The 23,255-nt window shown below is 65.5% G+C and carries 19 protein-coding genes; 16 read left to right on the forward strand and 3 right to left on the reverse strand.

The features are described 5' to 3' along the window. Positions 1–34: 34 nt before the first annotated feature. The 5 genes from hrpA (at position 35) to Q358_RS0115340 (ending at position 7,677) form a co-directional block, all read left to right on the forward strand. Positions 35–4,036, forward strand: coding sequence for an ATP-dependent RNA helicase HrpA (gene hrpA / locus Q358_RS0115320; RefSeq protein ID WP_043488599.1), 4,002 nt, complete (start codon positions 35–37; stop codon positions 4,034–4,036). A 63-nt stretch (positions 4,037–4,099) separates the two neighbouring features. After that, complete coding sequence (locus tag Q358_RS0115325) at positions 4,100–5,212, forward strand: beta-ketoacyl-ACP synthase III (RefSeq protein WP_027962773.1); 1,113 nt, start codon at positions 4,100–4,102, stop codon at positions 5,210–5,212. Positions 5,213–5,237: 25 nt separating this feature from the next. After that, entirely contained in the window at positions 5,238–6,014 is a 777-nt protein-coding gene (locus tag Q358_RS0115330) for an MlaA family lipoprotein (protein WP_245598339.1), read from the forward strand. A gap of 9 nt (positions 6,015–6,023) precedes the next feature. Beyond that, positions 6,024–7,184, forward strand: a complete 1,161-nt coding sequence (locus Q358_RS0115335; RefSeq protein WP_027962775.1) for a PP2C family protein-serine/threonine phosphatase — start codon at positions 6,024–6,026, stop codon at positions 7,182–7,184. After that, entirely contained in the window at positions 7,171–7,677 is a 507-nt protein-coding gene (locus tag Q358_RS0115340) for an STAS domain-containing protein (RefSeq protein WP_027962776.1), read from the forward strand. The genes Q358_RS0115335 and Q358_RS0115340 overlap by 14 nt, the downstream gene beginning before the upstream one ends. Before the next feature lie 28 nt (positions 7,678–7,705). Here the strand turns inward: Q358_RS0115340 and tal are convergent, their stop codons facing one another. Further along, positions 7,706–8,644 (reverse strand): transaldolase, encoded by a 939-nt coding sequence (gene tal / locus Q358_RS0115345; protein WP_027962777.1) that lies wholly within the window; start codon positions 8,642–8,644, stop codon positions 7,706–7,708. Between the two features lie 135 nt (positions 8,645–8,779). Between tal and Q358_RS0115350 the strand changes: the two genes are divergently transcribed. Continuing rightward, entirely contained in the window at positions 8,780–9,988 is a 1,209-nt protein-coding gene (locus Q358_RS0115350; protein WP_027962778.1) for a Bcr/CflA family multidrug efflux MFS transporter, read from the forward strand. Between the two features lie 25 nt (positions 9,989–10,013). Beyond that, positions 10,014–10,718: a sulfite exporter TauE/SafE family protein gene (locus Q358_RS0115355; RefSeq protein WP_027962779.1), complete on the forward strand. Its 705-nt coding sequence runs from the start codon at positions 10,014–10,016 to the stop codon at positions 10,716–10,718. A 126-nt stretch (positions 10,719–10,844) separates the two neighbouring features. On the opposite strand, the gene Q358_RS17775 is transcribed toward Q358_RS0115355, so the two are convergent. After that, positions 10,845–12,068 (reverse strand): MFS transporter, encoded by a 1,224-nt coding sequence (locus Q358_RS17775; protein ID WP_051530454.1) that lies wholly within the window; start codon positions 12,066–12,068, stop codon positions 10,845–10,847. 149 nt (positions 12,069–12,217) lie between these two features. On the opposite strand from Q358_RS17775, the gene acuR reads away from it, so the two are divergent. Together acuR and acuI are read left to right on the forward strand one after the other, a co-directional pair. Beyond that, positions 12,218–12,856, forward strand: a complete 639-nt coding sequence (acuR, locus tag Q358_RS0115365; RefSeq protein ID WP_027962780.1) for an acrylate utilization transcriptional regulator AcuR — start codon at positions 12,218–12,220, stop codon at positions 12,854–12,856. A gap of 71 nt (positions 12,857–12,927) precedes the next feature. Next, complete coding sequence (gene acuI, locus Q358_RS0115370) at positions 12,928–13,923, forward strand: acrylyl-CoA reductase (NADPH) (protein WP_027962781.1); 996 nt, start codon at positions 12,928–12,930, stop codon at positions 13,921–13,923. Here acuI and Q358_RS0115375 read toward each other — a convergent pair. After that, complete coding sequence (locus Q358_RS0115375; RefSeq protein WP_027962782.1) at positions 13,920–15,107, reverse strand: acetyl-CoA C-acyltransferase; 1,188 nt, start codon at positions 15,105–15,107, stop codon at positions 13,920–13,922. The two genes, acuI and Q358_RS0115375, sit on opposite strands and share 4 nt — an antisense overlap. A gap of 152 nt (positions 15,108–15,259) precedes the next feature. Here Q358_RS0115375 and Q358_RS0115380 point away from each other — a divergent pair, with 152 nt between their 5' ends. The 7 genes from Q358_RS0115380 (at position 15,260) to Q358_RS0115410 (ending at position 23,248) form a co-directional block, all read left to right on the forward strand. Further along, on the forward strand, positions 15,260–15,835 hold the full coding sequence (locus Q358_RS0115380; protein ID WP_043488580.1) for a TetR/AcrR family transcriptional regulator: 576 nt from the start codon (positions 15,260–15,262) through the stop codon (positions 15,833–15,835). Positions 15,836–16,003: 168 nt separating this feature from the next. Further along, complete coding sequence (locus Q358_RS0115385) at positions 16,004–17,668, forward strand: AMP-binding protein (protein WP_027962784.1); 1,665 nt, start codon at positions 16,004–16,006, stop codon at positions 17,666–17,668. Between the two features lie 14 nt (positions 17,669–17,682). After that, positions 17,683–18,450, forward strand: a complete 768-nt coding sequence (locus tag Q358_RS0115390; RefSeq protein WP_027962785.1) for an SDR family NAD(P)-dependent oxidoreductase — start codon at positions 17,683–17,685, stop codon at positions 18,448–18,450. A 250-nt stretch (positions 18,451–18,700) separates the two neighbouring features. Then, on the forward strand, positions 18,701–20,512 hold the full coding sequence (locus tag Q358_RS0115395; RefSeq protein ID WP_027962786.1) for an acyl-CoA dehydrogenase C-terminal domain-containing protein: 1,812 nt from the start codon (positions 18,701–18,703) through the stop codon (positions 20,510–20,512). 120 nt (positions 20,513–20,632) lie between these two features. Further along, the gene (locus tag Q358_RS0115400) at positions 20,633–22,252 is read left to right on the forward strand and encodes a BCCT family transporter (RefSeq protein WP_027962787.1); all 1,620 of its coding nucleotides are present in this window, start codon (positions 20,633–20,635) and stop codon (positions 22,250–22,252) included. After that, positions 22,224–22,724, forward strand: a complete 501-nt coding sequence (locus Q358_RS17780; RefSeq protein ID WP_084286603.1) for a universal stress protein — start codon at positions 22,224–22,226, stop codon at positions 22,722–22,724. The genes Q358_RS0115400 and Q358_RS17780 overlap by 29 nt, the downstream gene beginning before the upstream one ends. Before the next feature lie 47 nt (positions 22,725–22,771). Then, positions 22,772–23,248: a nucleoside deaminase gene (locus Q358_RS0115410; protein ID WP_027962788.1), complete on the forward strand. Its 477-nt coding sequence runs from the start codon at positions 22,772–22,774 to the stop codon at positions 23,246–23,248. The last annotated feature ends 7 nt before the right edge of the window (positions 23,249–23,255 follow it).

Genomic DNA, 23,255 nt, shown 5'->3' on the forward strand with positions numbered 1-23,255 from the left:
CGGAGTTGCCGTGTCCGACGAGACCCCCGCCGCCATGTCCCCAGAACTGTCCGATGCCGATCGTCTGCGCCAGCTGCGCCGAGGGCTGGAGAGCGTGCTGCTGCGTGATCGCCCCGGCCTGGAGAAACGCCTCAAGGGGTTGTCGCGTCGCGTGAAGGAGGGCAAGCCGGCCGATCGTGGTCTGGCCGAGGTGGAGACGGTCATGGCACGCTCCCGTGGCCTGGTGGAGCGGCGTACGGCACGACCGGTGGCGCTGAACTACCCGCCTGAACTGCCGGTGGTGGAGCGTCGCGAGGATATTCTGGAGGCCCTGCGCGACCATCAGGTCGTGGTGGTGGCCGGCGAGACCGGCTCCGGCAAGACCACCCAGCTGCCCAAGCTCTGCCTGGAACTGGGCCTGGGACGACGCGGGCTGATCGGCCATACCCAGCCGCGGCGCCTGGCCGCCCGCTCGGTGGCCACCCGCCTGGCCGAGGAGCTCGAGACACCGCTGGGCGAGCAGGTGGGCTATCAGGTGCGTTTCACCGACCAGAGCGGCGATGACACCCTGGTCAAGCTGATGACCGACGGCATCCTGCTGGCCGAGACGCGTCACGACCCCGATCTGCGCCGCTACGAGGCGATCATCATCGACGAGGCCCACGAGCGCAGCCTCAATATCGATTTCCTGCTCGGCTATCTGCGCCGCCTGCTACCGCGTCGCCCCGACCTCAAGGTGATCATCACCTCGGCGACCATCGACGTGGAGCGCTTCGCCGCACACTTCGCGTTGCCCGAGGAAGGGGCAGAACCGACGCCAGCGCCGGTGGTCGAGGTGTCGGGGCGCACCTATCCGGTCGAGGTGCATTACCGTCCGTTGGCGCGCGAGGCCGATGACGAGGAGGATCGCACCCTCCAGGAGGGCATCCTCCACGCCGTGGAGGAGATCGAGCGGATCGAGCGCGAGAAGGGCTGGCGCCATGGCCCCCGGGATGTGCTGGTCTTTCTGCCCGGTGAGCGGGAAATTCGCGAGACCGCCGATACCCTGCGGCGTGCCGAGTTGCGTGGCACCGAGATCCTGCCGCTCTATGCGCGGCTCTCCAATGCCGAGCAGAACCGTGTCTTCGCCCCCCATGCGGGGCGGCGTATCGTGCTCTCCACCAACGTCGCCGAGACCTCGCTGACCGTGCCGGGCATCCGCTACGTGATCGACCCCGGCCTGGTGCGCATCAGCCGCTACAGCTACCGCTCCAAGATCCAGCGCCTGCCGGTGGAGCCGGTCAGTCAGGCCAGTGCCAATCAGCGCAAGGGGCGCTGTGGGCGTATCGCCGAAGGAGTGTGCATTCGCCTGTATGACGAGGAGGATTTCCTCGCCCGCCCCGAATTTACCGACCCCGAGATTCGTCGTACCAACCTGGCCTCGGTGATCCTCTCGATGCTGTCGCTCAAGCTGGGCAGCATCGAGGCATTTCCCTTCGTCGATCCGCCCGATGCACGCTTCATCACCGACGGCTTCAAGCTGCTGTTCGAGCTGGGGGCGGTCGACCAGGCGCAGCGTCTGACCCCCATCGGTCGCAAGCTGGCCCGGCTGCCCATCGACCCGCGCCTGGCGCGCATGGTGCTGGCCGGCGCCGAACAGGGCGGGCTGCGTGATGTGCTGATCGTGGTGTCGGGGCTGGCGGTGCAGGACCCCCGTGATCGCCCGGCGGATAAGCGCCAGGCCGCCGACCAGGCCCATCGGCGCTGGCAGGATCCCGAGTCCGATTTCATGGCGTTGCTCAATCTCTGGCACGGCTTCGAGGCTGCCCGAGAGGAGCTCACCGGAAACCGCCTCCGGCGCTGGTGCAAGGAGCGCTATATCAACTATCTGCGCATGCGCGAGTGGCACGATACCTTCCGCCAGCTTCGCCAGCTGCTGCGCGACATGCAGATCGAAGTGCCGCCGCCGGCGCCTCTCCCGGTTTCCGAAGATGGCGAGCCCACGGAAGCCGCCCGCGAGGCGCAGCGACGCAACAGCCTGGCGCTGCATCGCGCGCTGTTGCCGGGGCTGCTCTCTCATCTGGGGCTTCTCACCGAGAATCGCGACTATCTGGGGGCGCGCAATCGCAAGTTCGTCATCCATCCCGGCTCGGGACTGGCCAAGAAGTCCCCCAAGTGGCTGATGGCCTTCGAGTTGGTGGAGACCACGCGGCTCTTTGCCCGCACCGTGGCCAGGATCGACCCCCGCTGGATCGAACCGGCGGCCGGCCACCTGGTCAAGCGCAGCTACGCCGAGCCTCACTGGGAAATGAAGCGGGCCCAGGTCGTGGCCAGCGAGCAGGTGACACTGTTCGGCCTGCCCATCGTGAGTGGTCGGCGGGTGCACTATGGACCCATCGCACCGGCCGAGGCCCGGGAGCTGTTTATTCGCCGCGCCCTGGTGGAAGGCGAGTTTCGGACTCGCGGGGAATTCTTCGCCCACAACAGGGCGCTGGTCGAGGAGGTCGAGGATCTCGAGGATCGTGCCCGCAAGCGGGACATCCTGATCGACGAGGAGAGCCTGTTTGCCTTCTACGACGAGCGTATCCCCGCGGAGATCAACAACGGCAAGGGGTTCGAGGCCTGGCGCAGTCAGGCCGAGCGGGACAACCCCGCCATTCTCAAGTTCGACCGCCATGCCCTGTTGGCGCGGGAGGCCAGCGAGGTCACCGCGAGTGACTACCCGGATGCGCTCACCCTCAAGGGGGTGCGCTACCCGCTCGACTACCATTTCGCGCCCGGGGCCGTGGACGATGGGGTGACCCTTACCGTGCCGGCGGCGATGCTGCCCCAGCTGCCGCTGGCACGCCTCGAGTGGCTGGTGCCGGGGCTGCTGCGCGAGAAGTGTATCGCGCTGATGAAGTCCCTTCCCAAGTCGATTCGTCGCCAGGTCGTGCCGATTCCCGACTGGGTCGATGCCGCCCTGGACACCATGGTCCCCGAGAACGTGCCGCTCACCGAGGCGCTGGGCGAATTCCTGCGGCGCAGGACCGGTGTGCGGGTGCAGCCCGATGACTGGCGACAGGATCAGCTCGAGCCGCACCTGGTGATGAATCTACGGGTGGTGGATCATGGGGGGGAGCTCCTGGGCCAGGGCCGCGATGCTCGGGAGCTCGAGCGCCGCTTCGAGGCCGCCGCAGGCGAGGGGGCTCGGGCACTGGCCCGTCAGGCCAGCGCCGCCGACGACATCGAGGGCCTGCCCGAGGCAGGGTTGCCGGAGTCCCGGGCCACCACCCAGGCCGGTATTCGCGTCGAGGCCTTCCCGGCCCTGGTGCCCACGGAGAAGGCCTTTCGGGTGGAGTTGTTCGACCATCCCGACAAGGCACGCCTGGCCCACCGCGATGGCCTCGTGGCCCTGGCCATGCGGGAGCTGCCCCAGGTCGTTCGCGAGATCGAGCGGCTCAAGGGGGTGGAAACCTGTGGGCTGCTGTTCGCCAAGGTGGGCAGCCGACGCCAGCTCGCCGATGATCTGGTGCGGGCGGTGTTCGCCGGCATCCTGGCGGTGGAGCCGCTGCCGCGCTCCCGGGATGAGTTCGCGGTGCGGTTGACGCAGTGCCGCGAGGCGCTGCTGCCTGAAGCGAAGCGACGCCTGGCCCTGGTGGAAGGCGCCCTGAAGGGGCACCTGACCGTGACCAAGGCGCTGAAAGGGAGCCTGAACCTGGCCCTGGCACTGGTCTACTCTGATCTCAAGGCGCAGATGGCCCGTCTCGTGTACCCCGGCTTCATCAGTGAAGCAGGGGAATGGCTGGAGGCGTATCCTCGCTATATGGAAGCGGCCTCGGTGCGTCTGGAGAAGGCCGCCAGGGAGCGCAATCGTGACCAGATGCAGATGCAGCAGGTCCAGGAATTCGAGGCACGGCTTGCGGCGCGACTCGACAGCGAGCGTCGCGGTGGCGTGGTGCCCGCCGAACTCGAGGAGTTTCGCTGGTGGATCGAGGAGCTACGTGTCTCGCTCTTCGCCCAGCAGTTGGGTACCGCCTTTCCCGTGTCTGCCAAGCGGCTCGAGAAACGCTGGGCCGAGATTACCGGGCGTGGTTGAGCGCGCGGGAGCCAGGGGTCGCCGTGACGACCCCGGCGGCGATGCCGTCACAAGGAGAATGTCATGAAGCAAGCGGTGATTACTGGTACGGGGCTCTTCACTCCGCAGGACAGCATCGATAACGATGCCCTGGTGGCGTCGTTCAATACCTGGGTAGACGCCGAGAATGCGCGTCGTGAAGAGGCGGGCAACGCAGAGCGCCTGGTGTATTCCAGCAGTGAGTTCATCGTCAAGGCGTCGGGTATCCACAGTCGCCATGTGCTGGACGCCGAGGGCATCCTCGACCCCGAACGCATGCGTCCACGCCTGCGCGAGCGCAGCAATGATGAGCCCTCGATTCAGTGCGAGATGGGTGTCACTGCCGCCCGCGAGGCGCTGGAGCGTGCGAGCGTGTCGGCCGAGGATATCGATCTGGTCATCGTCGGCTGCTCCAACCTGGAGCGCCCTTATCCGGCGTTGGCGGTGGAGCTGCAGGCCGAGCTGGGGTCCGGCGGCCATGCCTTTGACATGAACGTGGCCTGTTCCTCGGCCACCTTTGCCATCGAGACGGCGGCCAACGCCATCCGTGCCGGAAGCGCCAGTCGAGCCCTGGTGGTCAACCCTGAAATATGTTCGGCGCATCTTAATTTTCGTGATCGCGACAGCCACTTCATCTTCGGTGATGCCTGCACCGCCCTGGTGCTGGAGCGCGATGACCTGGCAACCAGCGATGATCGCTTCGAGATCCTCGGCACCCGCCTGGTGACGCGCTTCTCCAATGCGATTCGCAATAATGCCGGCTTCCTGAATCGGGTGACCGATGCGGATCCGCTGGCCGTCGACAAGCTGTTCGTGCAGGAGGGGCGGCGGGTCTTCAAGGAGGTGTGCCCCATGGTGGCGGCGCTGATTCGCGACCACCTGCATGACCTGGGGCTGGAGAGCGAGGATGTGACGCGGCTGTGGTTACACCAGGCCAACCGTCACATGAACGACCTGGTCGCCCGTCGCGTGCTGGGGCGTGATCCCGACGAGCACGAGGCACCGATAATTCTCGACCGCTATGCCAACACGAGCTCGGCGGGGTCGATCATCGCCTTTCATCTGCATCGTGATGATCTGGACGCCGGCGATAGCGGCGTGATCTGTTCCTTCGGTGCCGGCTACAGCGCGGGAAGCGTGATCGTGCGTCGCGTCTGACACGAATAATTTCAGGGAGATGATGATGAGCAATGCCAAGGGGCAGGGTAAGCGAGTGCTGCGTGGGGCGATGGCGCTGACGGCGGCCGCGCTGCTGGCGGGGTGCGCCAGCAGTGGGGCGACTCAGGAGCGTCACCCGGACGACCCCTGGGAGGGGTTCAACCGCAAGATGTTTGCCTTCAATGACGTCCTGGATCGTTATGCCCTGAAGCCGGTAGCGAGGGGGTATCGCTTTATTACCCCCGACCCGGTGGAGACCGGCGTAGGGAACTTCTTTTCCAACCTGGGCGAGCCGCGTACCGTTCTCAACAGCCTGCTCCAGGGCAAGCCACGCAACGCCAGCGTCGCCACGGCTCGCTTCCTGATCAACACCACGGTGGGGGTGGCCGGCCTGTGGGACGTTGCCAGCCGCATGGAGGTTACCGGCCAGGAAGAAGACTTCGGCCAGACCCTCGGCGTTTGGGGATGGGATGAGTCGCGTTACCTGGTATTGCCGCTGTTCGGCCCGAGCACCGTCCGTGATACCGGTGGGCTGCCCGCGGACATGTACGCCTACCCGACGGCCTACATCGAGGATGACAAGACGCGTCTGGGGCTGACGGCGCTGCGTTTCGTCGACAAGCGAGCGGGGCTGCTGGACCAGGAGGCACTGATCCAGGGGGATCGCTACAGCTTCGTGCGTGACGCCTGGTTGCAGCAGCGACGCTTCGAGGTCAGCGATGGTGAGCTGGGAGATGACCCCTTCGCCAGTGATGATTTCGACTTCGACGATGGCGATTTCGACGACGCTTTTGCCGACTGAGGCCTGACCATGGAACGTCCCAAGCAGCTGATCGGCGTCATCGATGAGCCGGGCCCGGCGCGTGATGCCCTGGCAGAGACCATCGCGCGCGATGGCCTGTCGGTAGTGGCGGTCACCGACAGCGGTGCGTTGCCGCCGGAAGTGGCGCTGGCGGTGGCGCACGTGCGGGCCGTACCGGCGGCCGACTGGCCGGCACTCTGCGAGAATCTGCCGACTCTGGTGGTCAGCGATAGCCGCGATGCCCCCGATCTGCTCTCGGCGGTGGATGCGGGGCTGGTCAACTATATCGTGGAGCCGCGTCGACACGGTCAGCTGCTGCGCCGCATGATTCGCAAGGCGATTCGCCTGCGTGCCCTCGAGGATGACCGGCGCCGCGACAGGCTGCGCCTGGAGGAACTCAACGAAACCCTGGAAACGCATCTGGCCATGCTGCGTCTCGATCAGCAGGCCGGTGGCCAGATCCAGCGCAGGCTGCTGCCGTCCAGGCCTCAGACCCTGGGGGGAGTGACCTGCGATTACTGGTTTGCACCCTATCTCTATCTGTCAGGCGACTTCCTCGATTTCCATCTGCTCGACGAGCGTCATGTTCTGTTCTATTTTGCGGATGTCTCGGGGCATGGCGCGTCCTCGGCCTTCGTTACGGTGCTGCTCAAGTACCTGGCCAATCGGTGGCAGACCGAGTGGGACGGTCGGCAACCCGAGACCTTGCCGGCGCGCTGGCTGGCGGATCTCAATCGGGAGTTGCTGGATACCGGCATTGGCAAGCACGCCACTCTGTTCGTGGGTATCATTGACCTCGAGCAGCGCTATCTGCACTATTCGCTGGGCGCTCAGCTGCCCATGCCCTTGTTGGTGGCAGGGGGCAAGGTGACCCCACTGGCCGGCGAGGGCATGCCGGTGGGGCTATTTCCGGGTGCCGAGTATCCCACGCTGGGGTGTTCGTTGCCGGAAGACTTCCATCTGTGGTTGTGTTCCGATGGAGTACTGGAGTGTCTGCCGGGCGATACGCTCGACTCGCGGCTCAGGGAACTCGAGCAGCAGATTCAGGCGAGCACGACGCTTGCCGACCTGCGGGCCAATATGGCCCTTGACCTTGCGTTGGGTGATGAAGCCTTGCCCGACGACCTGACGATCTTGATGTTGAGCGGATTTGGCCATGCTGATTCATGAAGGGCGTATCAAGGCGGCATTCGATGCCGGCGTATTCGTCCTCAAGCTGTGCGGCGACGTACGGCTCACTCTCTGCGCTACCCTGGACCGTCAGGCCCAGCAGCTGGCGCAGACGCCCGGTCTCGAAACGTTGATCATCGATCTGCGCGATGCCAGTAATGTGGACTCCACGGCGCTTGGCTTTCTGGCCAAGGTGGCCATGGCGGTGCAGGGCCGGCTGGCCGAGTGGCCCACCATCGTGGTCGACAGCCCCGACGTTCGGCGCATGCTCGACGTGATGGGGTTCTCGCGTTTCTTCACCATGGTGGAGTCGCCCATCACCGAGGTCTGCGAGCTCTGTGACCTGCCTGAGATTCCCACCGATGTCGAGGAGACCCGGCGCCGGATCCTCGAGGCGCATCGCATCCTGATGCGCATGAACGAGCATAACCGCGAGGAGTTTCAGCCCCTCGTCGAGATGCTCGAGGCACAGGAAGACCCCTCCCGCCCCTAGTGGTGGGTTGAGGAGGGGCGCCTGCAGGCTAGCCCTTTCTTAGCTCGCTCAGCAGGCCTTCCAGCTTGCGCTGGTCACCCATGAACTTGCGAATTCCCTCGGCCAGCTTTTCGGTGGCCATGGCGTCCTCGTTGAAGGCCCAGCGGAATTCCGCTTCGTCCAGCGGCTCCGGGGGGCGTGTTTCGGCACCCTGAGGCGTCAGCCGTCTCTCCAGGGAGCCCTGGCTCTCGGCGAGCTCCGCGAGCAGGGCCGGGGAGATGGTCAGGCGGTCACAGCCGGCCAGGGCGAGGATCTCGCCGCTGTTGCGGAAGCTGGCGCCCATCACGATGGTCTGGTAGCCGTGGCCCTTGTAGTGGTCGAAGATGTGCTTTACCGAGCGTACGCCAGGGTCATTGTCGCCGCTGAAGTCGGCCTCCGGCTGCTGTGCCTTGTGCCAGTCCAGGATGCGCCCCACGAAGGGCGATATCAGCGTGACGCCGGCATCGGCGCAGGCCTGGGCCTGGGTAAAGCTGAACAGCAGGGTAAGGTTGGTATGGATGCCCTCGCGCTCGAGCTGGCGGGCGGCGCGGATACCTTCCCAGGTGGCGGCAACCTTGATCAGGATGCGTTCGGGGCCCACGCCGTGGCGGGCGTAGCGCTCGATCAGCGAGTGAGCCCGGGCCAGGGTGGCGTCGGTGTCGAAGGACAGGCGTGCACTCACCTCGGTGGAGACATAGCCCGGTACCAGTTCGCTGATCTCGCTGCCGATCTCCACCGCCACGGCGTCCAGGGCATCGTCGAGATCGGTGGCCGCCCGGGCGATCTCGGCCAGACGCTGGCGGCGGGCCTCCTGCTGTGCTGCCTGCAGGATCAGCGAGGGGTTGGTGGTGGCATCGCTGGGCTGGAAGCGGCGAATGGCGTCGATATCGCCAGTATCGGCCACCACCGTGGTCATGTCCTTGAGTTGTGCTAGCAGGTTATCGGCCATGAGGGGCTCCTCCGTGAATCGGATTCCCACTCTAGCAAGCCAGCCGGGGAGCGAACAGCGCCCGGCAAGGGCATGAATAATCGGTTATCATTTGCAGGCTATTTAAAGTTTTCATGCAATCCGCGAGGAATCGCCTTGACGCTCAACCCTCAACGCCTGGCACTGCTGGTGGCGGCCAATACCGCACTTGCGCCCTTCGCCATCGATGCCTATCTACCAGCGATGGCCGCCCTGGCGGAAGACGTGGGTGCCAGCATTCACCACACCGAGCTTTCGCTTTCCGCCTTCCTGGCGGGCTTTGCCCTGGGGCAGCTGATCTTCGGCCCCGTCTCCGACCGGGTGGGTCGCAAGCCGGTGCTGCTCGGTGGACTGGTGGTGTTCCTGCTCGCCAGTCTGGTGATTACCAGTGTGGGCTCACTGCCTGAGCTGCTGGCGTGGCGCTTCGTCCAGGCCCTGGGCGGCGGGGCCACCGTGGTCAACTCGGCGGCCATCGTGCGCGACTGCTTCCACGGTCGCGAGGCGGCCAAGGTGATGTCGACCATGGCGATCATCATGCTGATGGCGCCGCTGGTAGCGCCGGTAGTGGGCAGCGGGTTGCTCTATCTGGCCGACTGGTGGCTGATTTTCGTCTTCCTCGCCGTCTATGCGGGGTTCTTGATGTGGCTGCTTGGCACCCGGCTGCCCGAGACGCGAGCCCCTGCCGAGAGCACCACCTCGCCGCGCCAGATGCTGGGCAACTATGCCAGCGTGCTGCGCGACCGGCGTGCCATGGGCTTTATCACCGCGGCATCCATGACGTTTGCCGGCCTGTTTGCCTTCGTCACCGCCTCGCCGTTTCTCTATCTCGAGCACTTCGGCCTGACGCCATCGTTCTATCCGCTGGTGTTCGGCGTCAACGTCCTGACCATGGTGGCCTCCAACCGGCTCAATATTCGCCTGCTGAGACGCTATACGCCGTTGCAGAACCTGCGGTTTGGCCTGGGCATCCAGCTGGGTGCGGGAATCGCGCTCGCGCTGGTGGTGGCCACGGGGCTGGAGTCGCTCGCCACCATGGTGCCGTTGATCATGCTGTTTGCCGGTACCATCGGCCTGGTGGCACCCAATGCCATTACCTCGCTGCTCGACCGCTTCCCGCACATGAGTGCCACGGCGGCGGCCCTGCAGGGGAGTATCCAGTTCTCCTGCGGAGCGCTGTCCGGGGTGCTGGTCGGTGCCTTCGAGATCGACAGCGCCTGGCCCATGGTGGGCACCATGCTCGGCGCCACGCTGCTGGCGAACCTGGGGATTCGCGTGCTGGCGGGCATGCCGGAAGAAGGGGAAGAGGGGCGGCTGGAACATGGCTGAGTGGGGGTGGCCCGGCGGATTCGAGATGAGTGCCGCAACCTGGCTGGGTTGTGCCCTGGTGCTGGCCCTCGGGGCCTTCGTACAGCGTGCCACGGGTTTCGGTCTGGCGGTGGTAGGGGCGCCATTGTTGTTGATGCTGGAGCCGCGTCTGGTGCCGGTGGTATTGGTGCTGTTCGGCTTTACCGTTTCGCTGCTGACCCTGCGCCACTATCGCCATGAGGTGCGGCTGAGCGAGATCGGTGCCGCCCTGGTGGGGCGTCTGCCCGGCAATGCGCTGGGGGCCTGGCTGCTGCTGGCAGCCCCGATGGCCATCCTGGAAAAGCTGATTGCCGGCAGCGTGCTGTTTGCCGTTGCCGTGACCCTGTTTCAGCTACGGCTGCCGGTCAACCGCGGCACCCTGTTCGGGGCCGGTGTCTTCTCCGGTATCTTCGGCACCGTAGCGGCCATCGGGGGGCCGCCCATGGTGCTGCTGCTGCACGGCCTCCCTCCGGACCGTCTGCGCGGAACCCTCTCGGCCTTCTTCGTGGTGACGTCGCTGCTGACCCTGTTCACGCTGGCGCTGGTGGGACGGGTCTCTGTCTGGCACCTGGCCATGGCCTTGAGCTTCGCGCCGGCGGTGCTGTTCGGTACCTGGCTGGCCAATCATGTTGCCCATCGCTGCGATCGTCGCCTGCTGCAGGGGGCCTCGCTCTCCCTCTGTACCCTGGCGGCCCTGGCGCTGCTGCTTTAGCAAAAAAACCGCGTCAACCTCCGGCCAATGTGATAGCACCGCTGAGACGAGGGGCAGGCGGATATCCTTGCGGCTTTTCAGGCGCGTCTGGCCCGCATGGACAACCGCTCCCAGCGGCGCGCGGCGCTATGTTGAACGGCCTGCGCGCCCTTCGGTTTCCATGGCGGACGGGGCCTTTCGTACGGGCAGGCGCCGCATCGCCCACAGGCCCAGCAATGGTCCCGGCAGCAGCCACCACACGACCCAGACCCCTTGCTGCGCCCATAGGGTGGTGGTCAATGAGATGGCGGGTATGGTGAGCGCGAAGCCCACGGCGTTCATGACCGCCAGGGTCGAGCCGACCCGTTCGTTTGGGGCGCTGGCCGCGGCCAGGGCGGAGAATTGCGGCGAGTCGGCGATCACGCTGAGCCCCCACAGGGCCAGGAGTGCCAGCAGCCACCAGGGTGGCAGCCAGGTTGCCAGCGGGTAGATCAGGCAGATCAGCCCGGAGGCGACCAGCGCCCAGCGTGCCACCCACAGGCTGCCGAGCCGACGGCTCAGCTGCCCGCCGCCCACGCAGCCGCCAAGCCCCAGGGCGATGATGCCGAACGACAGCCAGGGAACCCAGGCGGGGGAGGCGCCGAGGCGTTCCACCTCCCGGGCGACCAGGAAGGGGGTCAGCGTCCATAGGGCATAGAGCTCCCAGCAGTGGCCGAAATAGCCCCCGGCCACGGCGCGAAAGCGTGCCTCGCGAAGCGCCGCCAGTCCCTCGGTCAATCGTGCCTTGCCGCTCGAGGCGGGCAGGTGTGGGCCGTCGCCGAGGAGCAGGATCAGGCCGCCGCCGCCCAGTGCCAGGAATGTCGCCCCCAGTAGCGGCCATTCCCAGGGCAGGCCGGCGGTGGAGCCTCGCAGTAGATGGGGCAGGGCGGTGCCCAGGGTCAGCATGCCCACCAGCCAGGCCAGGGCCGCACCGGTGTGTTTCGGCGTCCAGCCGATCACCAGCTTCATGCCCAGCGGGTAGATGCCGGCGAGGCATAGCCCCGTCAGCAGGCGCAGGGTGAGCGCCAGGGCCATATGATCGGCCACCAGCACGAAGCCGGCATTGGTGAGGGCGCCGGCAAGACTGGAAACGGCGAAGATGCGGCTGGCGTGAAAGCGATCGGCCAGACCGGTGGTGGCGATCAACAGGGTGCCGCCGATAAAGCCGGCTTGCACGGCCAGGGTCAGGTGGCCCAGGTCGGCCTCGGAGAGGCCCAGAGAGTGCGACAGGGAGGCCCCCACGCCGTTGACGGAGAACCATAGCGATGTGCCGAACAGCTGGGCCAGCACGATGACAGGCAGCGGGTAGCGCCGCAGGAGGGAGGCAGACATTCCTCGATCTTCACCGGGAAGCGGGTCCGACGCAAGACCGGAGTGAGCGGCATTATGGTATAGAGCCGCACCGGTATCTGGATCCGGCCATGACGTCTTTTCGTCAGGGTGGGGTTGGAATAAATAGACGATCGGTCTATATTGGCAGCATGACACACGACAGCACCGACAAGCCGCGTCGCCGTGGCCGGCCCCCGAAGGTGGCGCGAGACGATCCCGATACTCGCGCCGCACTGCTCCGCAGTGGGCTCGAGGTCCTGACCGAGCACGGTTTCACCGTGTCGGGTATCGACGGCATCCTCAAGCGAGTCGGCGTGCCCAAGGGGTCCTTCTATTACTACTTCGACAGCAAGGAAGCCTTCGGACGCGCCGTGATGGAGCAATACGGCGCCTATTTCGCCGCCAAGCTAGATCGTCATCTGGGCGATGATTCGCGGCCGCCGCTGGCGCGCCTCGAGGCCTTTGTCGAGGACGCCGCGGCGGGCATGGCGCGCCACGATTTTCGGCGCGGATGCCTGGTGGGCAACCTGGGACAGGAGGCCGGCAGCCTGCCCCAGGGATACCGTGAGTGGCTGCAGGCGACGCTTGCCGACTGGCAGAGGCGACTAGCGCACTGTCTACACGAGGCCCGGGCGATTGGCGAGCTGGCCAAGAGTGCCGATTGCGACCGGCTCTCCGAGGCCTTCTGGATCGGCTGGGAAGGGGCCGTGATGCGTGCCAGGCTGGAGCGCGGGCCGCGCCCCCTGGACACCTTCATCACGACCTACATGCAGGGTTTGCCTCGCTAGGTGGAGGTAATCATTTTCAGGCCTTTTTATAGACGATCGGTCTAAAAGGCGTCAGCGACGAGAGGTGCATGATGTTCAAGGCAATTTTGATCGACAAGCAGGACGGTCAGCAGCAGGTTGGGCTCGAGACCCTTGATGAGTCACGGCTGCCCGAGGGAGATGTCACCGTCAGGGTCGACTACAGCACGCTCAACTACAAGGATGCCCTGGCCATTACCGGCAAGGGGCCCGTGGTCCGGACGTTTCCGATGGTGCCGGGGATCGATCTGGTCGGCACGGTGGAGAGCTCTACGAGCGATGCCTATGCCCCCGGGGATGCCGTGCTACTCAATGGCTGGGGCGTTGGTGAGGCCCACTGGGGCGGGCTTGCCGAGAAGGCGCGCCTGGACAGTCGCTGGCTGATTCCGCTGCCGTCGGCGTTTACGCCGGCTCAGGCCATGGCCATCGGTACCGCCGGATACACCGCCATGCTCTCGGTGATGGCGCTGGAACAACAGGGTGTCACTCCGGATCAGGGGGAAGTGCTGGTCACCGGTGCCAACGGCGGGGTGGGCAGCTACGCTATCGCACTGCTCGCACGGCTTGGCTATCGCGTGGTGGCCTCCACCGGCCGCCTCGAGGAGGCGGATTACCTCGAGGGGCTCGGAGCCGAGCGAGTCATCGACCGGGCAGAGCTTTCCGAACCGGGGCGTCCGCTGGCCAAGGAGCGCTGGGCGGGGGTCGTGGATTCGGTAGGCAGTCACACCCTGGCCAACGCCCTGGCCGGGACCCGCTATGGCGGTACCGTTACGGCCTGCGGGCTGGCACAGGGCATGGACCTGCCGGCGAGTGTGGCGCCCTTCATCCTGCGGGGCGTGACCCTGGCGGGGATCGATAGCGTGATGCGCCCCTATGCGGATCGTGTGGCGGCCTGGCGGCGACTCGGTGAGCTGCTGGTTCCCGAGAAACTCGATGCCATTACCCGCACCATCGCCCTGGAGGAAACCATCGAGACGGCCAACGAGTTGTTGGCCGGCAGGATTCGTGGGCGTGTGGTGGTGGCCATCCAGGCCCCCAGCCGCCCTTAATCGACCAGCTCGACGGCTACCGCCGTGGCCTCGCCGCCACCGATGCACAGGCTGGCGATGCCACGCTTGCCACCCCGGGTGCGCAGGGCATGGATCAGGGTCGCGATGATGCGCGAACCGGTAGAGCCGATGGGGTGGCCCTGGGCGCAGGCACCGCCGAAGACGTTGACCTTGTCATGGGGAATGTCGAGCCCGTCCATGGCCAGCAGCGTCACCACGGCGAACGCCTCGTTGATCTCGAACAGGTCGACGTCATCCACGCTCCAGTCGAGCTTCTTCAACAGCTTGTCGATGGCGCCCACCGGAGCAATGGTAAATTCGCTGGGGTGCATGGAGTGGGTGCTGTGGCCCAGCATGCGTGCCAGCGGCTTGGCACCGAGGCCTTCGGCGGCGGCGGAGCTTGCCAGGATCAGCGCGGACGCCCCGTCGGAGATGGAGCTTGAGTTGGCCGCGGTGATGGTGCCTTCCTTGGCGAAAGCGGGTCGCAGCGAGCGGATCTTGTCGAGCTTGGCCTGGAAGGGCTGCTCATCATGGCTGACCACGCTCTCGCCCTTGCGGCTGGTGATGGTCACCGGCGCCATTTCTGCGTCCAGGTGGCCGGCGTTGGTGGCCTCCATGGCGCGCTCCAGCGAGGCAATGGCGAAGTCATCCAGGCGTTCGCGGCCGTAGTCACGCTGGGACGCGATGTCCTGGGCGAAGACGCCCATCAGCTTGCCGGTCTCGGCATCCTCGAGGCCATCGAGGAACATGTGATCCTTGATTTCACCATGGCCCAGGCGGTAGCCGGTGCGAGCCTTGGGCAGCACGTGGGGGGCATTGGACATGGATTCCATGCCGCCTGCGAGCATGACCTCGGCGCTGCCGGCGCGGATCAGGTCGTGGGCCAGCATGGTGGCCTTCATGCCCGAGCCACACAGCTTGTTGATCGTGGTGGCACCGATGGCATCGTCAATGCCTGCCTGGCGCATGGCCTGGCGCGCGGGGCCTTGCTTGACGCCGCCGGGCAGCACGCAGCCCAGGATGCCCTCATCGATGCTGTTGGCATCGATGCCGGCACGCTCGATGGCGGCGCGGATGGCCACGGCACCGAGCTCGGGGGCGGTGAGGCTGGCGAGGCTGCCCAGCATGCCGCCCATGGGGGTGCGGGTGGCGGAAAGAAAAACGATATCGTTGGGCTGGCTCATGGTAGTTCTCCCGAGGGTAGACGGCTCTCGTGTCGCCGCGCTGTGGTAGACGTTGTGCTTGTGGGTTCCCCCTGCCGCGTTGACCCATCGACGGGGCTATGGTTCTCTCAGGGTCAACCAAGCAAGCGCTAGTGTAAATGCCGATGAATGTAATGAATGCGTCCCCCCGCCGCAAGGAGTTGACGCGCCTGGCGGCCCAGCTGTTCGTCCAGGAGGGCTTCGATCGCACCACGGTGCGCATGCTGGCCCAGGAGATGGGCATCAAGTCCGGCAGCCTCTTCCATCACTTCCGCGACAAGCAGGAGATTCTGGCGGCGGTGATCGAAGAGGGCACCGAGAATGCCCTGGTCATCGCGAAAGAGGCCCTCTCACGCTGTGACAGTAGTGCATCGTCGCGGTTGCATGCCATGGCGCGTGCTCATCTCGAGACCCTGCTGACCGATCGTAACGCCCATGTGGTGGCCCTTTACGAGTGGCGGCGGCTCGATTCCGAGGCGCGTGCCCATCTCGGTCATTTACGCGATGCCTACGAGTCGCTGTGGGAGGAAGTGATCGATGACGCCCTGGCCGCCGGGCTCGTTCACGGCGATCGTTTCCTCGTCTCGCGTTTCGTGATGGGGGCCCTCAACTGGACGGTACGCTGGTATGACCCGGATGGTACCCGCACCCCCGACGAACTGGCCGATGAGCTGGTTGTCATGATCACGCGCTCGGCTTCAACTCGTTGAATTCGGCGCCTGTTTGGCGCCGTCTCGACTATGGTCTAGGTCCTTCTCTCCATTCCTGCCCTTGTTCTGTGCGGTTCGACTCGCTAGGTTGGACCTAGCGCTTGTTAGGTTTACGCTTACGTTAACTGTAAATCATGACAATCACAAAATCCTCCGAGGAGAACAGCCATGAGCACGCCAGCCCGCCGAGTCGAGTATCGCGATTACCTGGAGCATTTTTCCATCGATGACGTCACCGCACGGCTCGACGACCATCGAGATGGCAAGTTCAATGCCTTCGAATCCTGCTGTGGCCACCACCTTCGGGCCGGACGCGGAGAGGTGCTGGCCCTGGTCCACGAGGATACCCAGGGCAACGTCAACAAGATGACCTATGCCGAGCTCGAGGCCGAGAGCGCCAGGCTCGCCGGCTGGTTTGCGGCGCGTGGCCTGGGCGTGGGTGACCGCATCGCCTGCATGCTGCCGCGCACTCCACAGCTGCTGGTGGTGGTCCTGGCCACCTGGCGCATCGGTGCCGTCTACCAGCCGCTGTTTACCGCCTTCGGCCCCGACTCCATCGACTATCGCCTGGGTCGCGCCGGCACCCGGCTTGTGATCACCGACCATGCCAACCGCTTCAAGTTCGACGGGGTGAGTCAGTGCCCGCCGGTGCTCGCCATCGGTGGCCCCAGCGATGACCACCCCGATGATGTCGACTGGCACCAGGCGTTGGCGCATGCACCGATCGAGACCCAGCCACCGCGCCTGGAGCGCGAGGCGCCCTTCCTGCAGATGTTTACCTCGGGCACCGTGGGCAAGCCCAAGGGCGTGGCGGTACCGCTTGCCGCCATGCCGGCCTTTGCCCTCTACATGGAGCTGGCCGTGGGCCTGGACGACAGCGATCGCTTCTGGAACATGGCCGATCCGGGCTGGGCCTACGGGCTCTATTACGCCATTACCGGGCCGCTGCTGCTGGGCGCCACCACCCACTTCTGCGAGGCAGGCTTCACGGCGGAGGGGGCGCTTGCGTTCATGCGCCGGCACCGCCTGACCAACTTTGCCGCCGCCCCCACCGCCTATCGCCTAATGAAGGCCTCCGGCCTGTTCGACGACGCCCATGAGACCCTGGAACTGCGTGCGGCCAGCTCCGCCGGTGAACCGCTCAACACCGAAGTGGTGAGCTGGGTGGAGCGCTCCCTGGGGTGTTCGGTGACCGACCACTATGGTCAGACGGAAACCGGCATGACCTGCAACAACCATCAGGCCCTCGAACATCCCAAGCACGCCGGCGGCATGGGGATGCCCCTGCCGGGTTACCGGCTGGCGATTCTCGACGCCGAGTACAACGAGCTGCCGCCGGGCGAACCCGGGGTGCTGGCGGTGGACATCGCCAACTCTCCGGCGTTCTTCTTCCCCGGCTACACTTGGCAGGAGAAGCATCCCTTCGCCGAGGGGTACTATCTCACCGGTGACGTCGTGATTCGCAACGCGGACGGCACCTTCCAGTTCGCCGGTCGCGATGACGACATCATCACCACCGCCGGCTATCGGGTCGGTCCCACCGACGTCGAGAATAGCGTCATGACTCACCCCTCCGTGGCCGAGTCGGCCGCCGTGGGACAGCCCGACGAGATTCGCGGCGAGATCATCAAATCCTATGTGGTGTTGCGCGATGGCTTCGAGCCGAGTGACGAACTGGCCGACGAGATCCGCCAGCAGGTACGCGAGCGTCTCTCGACCCACTCCTTTCCGCGGGTGATCGAGTTCGTCGACGAGCTTCCCAAGACCCCGAGTGGCAAGATTCAACGCTTCAAGCTGCGTAATGACGCCGTGGACAAGACCTCAGACGAGTAATTCGAGGAGTGACTATGCACATCAAGGACAGCACCTTTCTGATCACCGGCGCCGCCTCCGGGCTGGGTGCGGCCACCGCCGAGCGCCTGGTGGCAGCGGGCGGGCGCGTCGTGCTCTGCGACCTGAGCGATGCCGTCAATGCCCACGCCGAGCGTCTGGGCGAAGCGGCCAGGGCGGTGAAGGGCGATATCACCTCGGGTGACGATATCCAGGCCGCGGTGGATGCCGCCGTCGAACTCGGCGGCCAGGGTGGCCTCGCCGGGGTGGTGCACTGTGCCGGCATCGTCAGCGTCGGCAAGCTGGTCGACCGCGAGGGCAATCCTGCCGATCTGGACGCCTATAACCGGGCCATCCAGATCAATCTGGTGGGCACCTTCAACGTGATGCGCCTGGCTGCCGCCGCCATGTCGAAGAACGCGCCGGGGGAGGACGGTGAACGAGGCGTCATCATCAACACCGCCTCCATCGCCGCCTTCGACGGTCAGGTGGGGCAGTGTGCCTACAGCGCCTCCAAGGCCGGGGTGGTCGGCATGAGTTTACCGGCGGCCCGGGAGTTGTCGCGCCACGGCGTGCGGGTGATGGCCATCGCGCCCGGCGTCTTCGAGACCCCCATGATGAGCGAGATCCCCGATGAGGCCGCCCAGGCCCTGGCCGCCGCCGTGCCTTTCCCCAAGCGCCTGGGTCGTCCCGATGAGTTTGCCCGGATGGCCGAGCAGATCATTACCAACACCATGCTTAACGGTGAAGTGGTTCGCCTGGACGGCGGTATTCGCATGCAGTGATCCGGCTTCGCCGGACGCTATAAGCGATCCACAACATCTTCATGGCCGTTGAACTGCACCCCGCAGGTTGGACACCCAATCCAGCCTTCGGGGTGTTTTGCATGGCGCGGTGGGGCCTGTGCCGCCCATTTTTAAACGAACGCTTGACTCTCGATCCTGTGGAGGCTAGTTTCAAACACATGTTTGAAAGCGGCCGTCGCCGCTGCCTGCGTCCGATTCCCAGGCGCGCCCGATTTCCAGGAGAGACGAGATGCCCGATTATCAGGCCCCCCTGCGTGACCTTCGCTTCGTGATGGATGAAATGCTGGACTTCCCGGCCCACTACGCCAGCCTGCCCGGCGGTGAAGAGGCGAGCCCGGATGTCGTCGCCGCCATTCTGGAGGAGGGCGCCCGCTTCTCCCGCGAGGTGCTGCTGCCGCTGAACCAGAGCGGTGACCGTGAGGGCTGCCTGCTGGAGGGCGGCGAGGTAAAGGCACCCAGGGGCTTCAAGGAGGCCTACGCCCAGTACGTGGCGGGTGGCTGGCCGAGCCTGGCCGCCGATCCCGCGCATGGCGGCCAGGGTCTTCCCCACTCGTTGGCCATGGTACTCAACGAGATGATCTGCTCTACCAACCTGGCCTGGGGCATGTATCCGGGGCTCTCTCACGGCGCCGCCGATGCGCTGCGCCATCACGGCACCGAGGCTCAGCAGGCCACCTATCTGACCAAGCTGGTGGAGGGCACCTGGACCGGCACCATGTGCCTGACCGAACCCCACTGTGGCACCGACCTGGGCCTGATCAAGACGCGTGCGGTGCCGAGTGCCGACGATGCCTATGAGATCACCGGCACCAAGATCTTTATCTCCGCCGGCGAGCATGACCTGGCCGAGAACATCGTCCACCTGGTGCTGGCCAAGCTTCCGGATGCCCCGGAAGGCTCCAAGGGTATCTCGCTGTTTGTGGTGCCTAAGTACTTGCCCACCGAGACGGGCGAGCCGGGTGAGCGTAACGGCGTGGTATGCGGTTCCCTGGAGCACAAGATGGGCATCCACGGCAACGCGACCTGCGTGATGAACTTCGACGCCGCCAAGGGCTTCCTGGTGGGGGCGCCCAACAAGGGCCTGGCCTGCATGTTCACCATGATGAACGCCGCCCGCATCGGGGTGGGCATTCAGGGGCTGGGCCTGACCGAGGCGAGCTTCCAGAATGCGCTGGCCTATGCCCGCGATCGCCTCCAGATGCGCGGGCTTTCCGGTACCCAGGCCCCCGACAAGGCGGCCGATCCCATCATCGTTCATCCCGATGTCCGCCGCATGCTGCTGACCCAGAAGGCCTTCGCCGAGGGTGGGCGGATGCTGACGCTCTATACCGCGCAGATGATCGATGTCGTCGAGCACGGCACCGATGCCGGCGAGAAGGAGCGTGCCGAGACCCTGCTGGGCCTGCTGACGCCCATCGTCAAGGCCTTCCTTACCGAGACGGGCTTCGAGGCGGTCAACGAGGGTGTGCAGGTATTCGGCGGGCATGGCTTCATCCAGGAATGGGGCATGGAGCAGCTGGTGCGCGATGCGCGCATCACTCGCCTCTACGAGGGCACGACCGGCATCCAGGCCCTCGACCTGTTGGGCCGCAAGGTGCTGATGAGTCAGGGCGAGAGCCTCAAGGCCTTCACCCGGGAGATCCACAAGTTCTGCCAGGCCGAGGAGGGCAATGCCGAGCTCGCCGAGTTCGTTCGCCCGCTGGCCAAGCTCAACCAGGAGTGGGGCGAGATGACCATGGCTATCGGCATGAAGGCCATGACCGACCGTGAAGAGGTCGGGGCGGCCAGCGTCGACTACCTGATGTATTCGGGCTATGTGACCCTGGCCTACCTGTTCGCCCGTGCCGCCAGGCAGGCCCGCGTCGCACTCGACGAGGGCACCGACGAGGCGCCCTTCTACCGCGCCAAGCTGGATACCGCGCGTTTCTTCTACCAGCGCCTGCTGCCGCGCACCCAGGCCCACAAGGGCGCCCTCGAGGCGGGTGCCGAATCGCTGATGGCGACCAGCCCCGAAGACTTCGGCCTGGGCTTCGAAATCTGATCCAACGCTTGTCGAGCACAAACGATCGCCGGGCGGCGGGGGCAACCTCGCCGCCTTTCCTTTCGCGCCTGTGGTAACGTAAGGCCTTGAGTTGTCTTTCCTTTAGCAACGGAGGCCAATGTGCTGGATCGGCTGCAACGCTGGTTGGGACTGCAGACCATACCGGGGGTGTTTTTTACCTCGGCCGGGATTGCGGCACTCTTTGTGGCCCTGGCCATTCCGTTTGACGAGGCGGTTGCCGACAGTTTCGGGCAGCTCACCGGCTGGGTCGCACGTAACCTGGGCTGGTTCTACATTCTCTCCGTCAGCGCCTTGCTGATCTTCCTGCTGGCCATCGCGGTCAGCCGCTATGGCAATATTCGCCTGGGTGCCGATGATAGTCGTCCCGACTACTCCAACCTGACCTGGTTCACCATGCTGTTCGCCGCCGGCATCGGCACCATCCTGATGTTCTGGGGCGTGGCGGAACCCGTTTCCCACTTTGCCAATCCGCCGTTTGATGGCGTGGAACCGGGCTCGGAGCGCGCCGCTGGCGACGCCATGATGATCGCGCTCTACCATTTCGGCCTGCATACCTGGACCATCTTTGCCTTGCCGGGCCTGGCGATCGGCTACTTTGCCTATCGCCACAATCTGCCCATGCGTATCAGCAGCCTGTTCTATCCACTGCTCGGTGATCGTGCTTTCGGACCCCTGGGCTGGGCGGTAGACGTGATTGCCGTACTCGGTACCCTGTTCGGCGTGGCAACCTCCCTGGGCCTGGGGACACTGCAGCTGAACAGCGGGCTGACCTACCTGTTGGGTATACCTTCAACCGGCCTGGTCCAGGTCATCTTGATTGCCGTCATCACCAGCATCGCCGCCACCTCGGTGGCGTTGGGCCTGGACAAGGGCGTGCGCCGGCTGTCCCAGCTCAATATCGTGCTGGCCATGGCATTGCTTGCCTTCGTGCTGATTGCCGGCCCCACGGTGTTCATCGCCGAGGGCATGGTCCAGGGCCTGGGGGATTATTTCGACGCCTTGCCGTGGCTCGCCTTCTGGACCGAGACCTTCAAGGACAGCGACTGGCAGCGACAGTGGACCCTGTTCTACTGGGCCTGGACCATATCCTGGGCACCGTATGTCGGTATCTTCATCGCCCGGATATCTCGCGGACGGACCATTCGCGAATTTGTCGGGGGTGTGCTGTTTGCCCCGACGGCCTTTACGCTGGTGTGGTTCGGTATCTTCGGCCTATCGGCCATCCAGGTAGAGATGAACGGCCAGCTGGCCCTGGCCGAGCAGGTTCTGCAGGACCCCTCGGTCGCGATCTTTTCCTTTCTGCAGTCCTTCCCGCTGGCGGGGGCGGCGTCGACGCTGAGCGTGGTCATTATCGTGATCTTCTTCACCACCTCTTCCGATTCCGCCTCCCTGGTGATCGATATGCTGACGCGCCGGGATGACCAACCCTCCCTGGTTCGCCAGCGCATCTTCTGGGCGGCGGCCCAGGGGATGATTGCCGCGACACTGCTGCTGGCCGGTGGGCTGGATGCCCTGCAAAACGTCATCACCTCCCTGGGCCTGCCGTTCTGCATTCTCCTGGTGTTCATGGCGGTAGCGCTCTTCAGATCGCTGCGAGCCGATTACCGGGGCTACAGTGTGAGTGAACTGGTCAAGGGCAGGGCCTTTCCCGAGGTGGAGGCCAGCACCCAAACCCAACAGGAGGTCGGTCATGTACCAGAAAGTGTTGATCGCCATTGATCCGAAGGATGACGGCGAAGGCAAATGCGCCCTGGGGGCTGCCATGGATCTGTTGGCCGAGGGGGGTGAGCTTCACCTGGCCAGTGTCTTCAGTCCGGGAGGCGGGGGATTCTTCCCCCATGTGGCGGGTGATGCGCCGGAGCAGAAGGAGGCCGAGGTCCGGGAGACCCTCGACCTGCTGGTGCGTAAATACCTGCCCTTGAATCACAACGCGAGGCTGCATGTGGTGGCGGGCAGCGCCGGCGAAAGGCTGGTGGGCCTGGCGGGGCAGCTGGGTGCCGACCTGATAATGCTGGTGTCACGTGGCGCCAGCTCCTGGCCCCTGCGCCGTGCTACGGTGGAGTATGTGTCGGTCAACGCGCCGTGCCGGGTGCTTGTCCTGCCGGCGTTGGAAAAGACCGGCGAGCAGAATCGCCAGGAGCAGGAGCGCCTCGAGCAGGACCCGGCACCCGTTGATGGGCGGGCCGTCTGATAGAGGTCAGGAGGCCGAGTACCACTCGATAAGGGAGGAAAGGACGGATGATCGACGATACCGATATGGCCCATCTGGAGCGCTGTGTGGTGCTGGCGGAGAAGGCGCTGGAGGCGGGGGATGAACCCTTCGCCTCGGTGCTGGTGAGTGGGGCCGGCGAGGTGCTGGCGGAGGACCATAACCATGTGGTTGGCGGCGATGCCACCCGCCATCCCGAGTTCTTCCTGGCACGCTGGGCGGCAGAGCGACTCTCCCCCGAAGAACGAGCGGCCGCCACCGTGTACACCTCAGGTGAGCACTGCCCCATGTGTGCCGCGGCCCATGGCTGGGCGGGGCTCGGGCGTATCGTCTACGCCAGCTCGTCGGAGCAGCTCGGCAGCTGGCTGAAGGAGATGGCGGTCGCCCCGGCGCCGGTGGCACCGCTGCCCATCCAGACAGTGGTGCCGGGCGCATGGGTCGAGGGGCCGGTGCCGGCCTTCGCCGAGCGAATTCGCGAGCTGCACCGCCGCCTGCATGGCGCCTGAGAGGCCT

It is taken from the genome of Halomonas halodenitrificans DSM 735, assembly GCF_000620045.1.
Classification (GTDB): domain Bacteria; phylum Pseudomonadota; class Gammaproteobacteria; order Pseudomonadales; family Halomonadaceae; genus Halomonas; species Halomonas halodenitrificans.